This window comes from Parabacteroides sp. merdae-related_45_40 (genome assembly GCF_001915675.1).
Genome location: NZ_MNQY01000019.1, coordinates 1 through 2066, shown reverse-complemented (window position 1 = coordinate 2066; position 2066 = coordinate 1). Strand labels below are relative to the sequence as shown.

2 protein-coding genes and 1 pseudogene are annotated in these 2066 nt (G+C 45.0%); 1 reads left to right on the top strand and 2 read right to left on the bottom strand.

Annotated elements, in window-relative coordinates:
* Positions 1-719 (bottom strand): annotated as a pseudogene (locus BHV83_RS00350) (DnaJ domain-containing protein); the annotation flags it as partial.
* Between the two features lie 42 nt (positions 720-761).
* Positions 762-1364, bottom strand: coding sequence for a nucleotide exchange factor GrpE (locus BHV83_RS00345; RefSeq protein ID WP_122204198.1), 603 nt, complete (start codon positions 1362-1364; stop codon positions 762-764).
* 232 nt (positions 1365-1596) lie between these two features.
* Between BHV83_RS00345 and BHV83_RS00340 the strand changes: the two genes are divergently transcribed.
* The coding region (locus BHV83_RS00340; protein ID WP_286755256.1) for a PDZ domain-containing protein at positions 1597-2066 on the top strand (470 nt) is incomplete at its 3' end.

Here is a 2066-nt window from a genome sequence, read left to right as displayed (position 1 = left end):
GAGCTGCATGCCTTCCGCCACACCGGCCGGGATATTGATCGTGATCACCTCGTCGTCGCGCACGATTCCTTCACCATTGCACTCGCTACATTTCTTGGTGATAATCTTCCCTTCGCCTCCTGTGTCTGCATCTGTCCTAACTGTGTCTGCATCTGTCCTAAGATCGTATTGGCCACACGGGTGACAACACCGCTGCCATGACAGGTTTCACAAGTCTTGGAACTGTGATCGTCCTCCGCACCGCTGCCATGACATTTGGAACAGGTCACATATTTCTTAACCTTGATCTTCTTTTCGACTCCGGTAGCGATCTCTTTCAGGTTCAACTTTACTTTCACACGCAAATCCGAACCACGATTTACCCGACGACCGCCACGTGAACCGCCACCAAAACCACCAAAACCGCCAAAATGTCCGCCAAAGATGTCTCCAAACTGTGAGAAAATATCGTCCATAGACATTCCTCCGCCAAAGCCACCGCCCTGCGAAGCCCCTCCCACTCCGGCATGACCGAACTGGTCATAACGCTGGCGTTTCTGAGGATCGCTCAGTACATCATACGCTTCAGCAGCTTCCTTGAAGTTCTCTTCAGCCTGCTTGTCACCCGGATTCTTGTCAGGGTGGTACTGAATCGCCTTTTTACGGTAAGCTTTCTTTATTTCCTCTACCGAGGCAGTCTTCTCGACGCCCAGCACTTCATAATAATCTCTTTTAGCCATCTTCGTATCTGTCTGTTGTTATTTGCTCATTATCCTGTCGTATTATTCGCCTACCACAACTTTAGCGTGGCGAATCACCTTATCGTTCAAAGTATAACCGGTCTGCACACAATCCAGAACCTTGCCCTTCATATCGGGTTCCGGTGCAGGAATCATGGCGACTGCTTCAGACGTTTCAGCATCGAACGGTTCACCGACAGTTTCGATCGGTTTTACATTCTGATGAGACAGGTAAGACATGAATTTCGAATAGATAAGTTCCACTCCTTCCGTAACAGCCTTTATATCTTCAGCCGAACGGATATTCTGCAAAGCACGTTCGAAATCGTCGACAACAGGGAGCAGGTGAGTCAAAGCACTTTCGCCACCGTTCTTGATCAGCTCGGACTTTTCGCGCAATGTACGTTTACGGTAGTTATCGAACTCAGCCATCAAGCGCAGGTGGGAATCATTCAGTTCGTCATATTTCTTCTTCAATTCTTCCAGCTCCTTCTGCTCCGGACCTTCATCCGTCACATTGTCAGATGTGGCATTTTCTTCTGCCGCATTTACCTGTTCATCCTGCAATTTTGTCGCGTCATCAGCACCCTGGCGTTCTTTTTTGTCAGCAGTTTCCTTCTTGCTATTAAAATTCATCTTGTTCATAATCAATTATATATTTTCATTACTATCTAATTGTCAGTAAGATATCATACCTATATCGGTCATACGATCTGCCTGTCGGCATTATTCTTGTCGATATCAATCACTAATATAACATCAAATATACTGCCAACTGTTCTTATAGAACGAAAATATCTTTACCTTTGTGTAGTAAAAGATGATTTATTATCATAGTACAAATAATAAGATTAATAAAACAATTAAGAAATTAATTATGAAGAGAGCGATTTTGTCAGTTTTACTGCTATTTGCATTTCTTACCGGTTTTGCCCAAAACCGGAATATATGCCGATTAGGAATTACATACGATATCAGTCAAAGCGACCACTGGGGGAAAAACAAACCGGTCATAACCAGTGTCATCCCTTATTCGCCGGCAGAACTCGCAGGAGTTAAAACCAATGATATCATTATAGCTATCGACGGTGTGCAAACGACAGATATTTCGTCGGAAGAGATCGGTGAAATGTTGAATCCCGCCGGGAAAAACGAGGTATTACTGACGATCGGCAATCTGGCGAACCCTGCTAAACAGGTGCTTGTCAAAAAAGAATGCAAAAAAGGGAATGCGATTACCGAAGAACAATTGGCCACCGCTTTTTCTATGTACAGCCTCGAAACGACCAGCGAACGGGAATTTGTCTGTCCATTCAAGACAACCGTGACAGCCGACCCTGTAGATTT

Coding starts and splice junctions, on each gene's coding strand:
- BHV83_RS00345 (WP_122204198.1), bottom strand. CDS start 1,364: ATGAACAAGATGAATTTTAATAGCAAGAAGGAAACTGCTGACAAAAAA.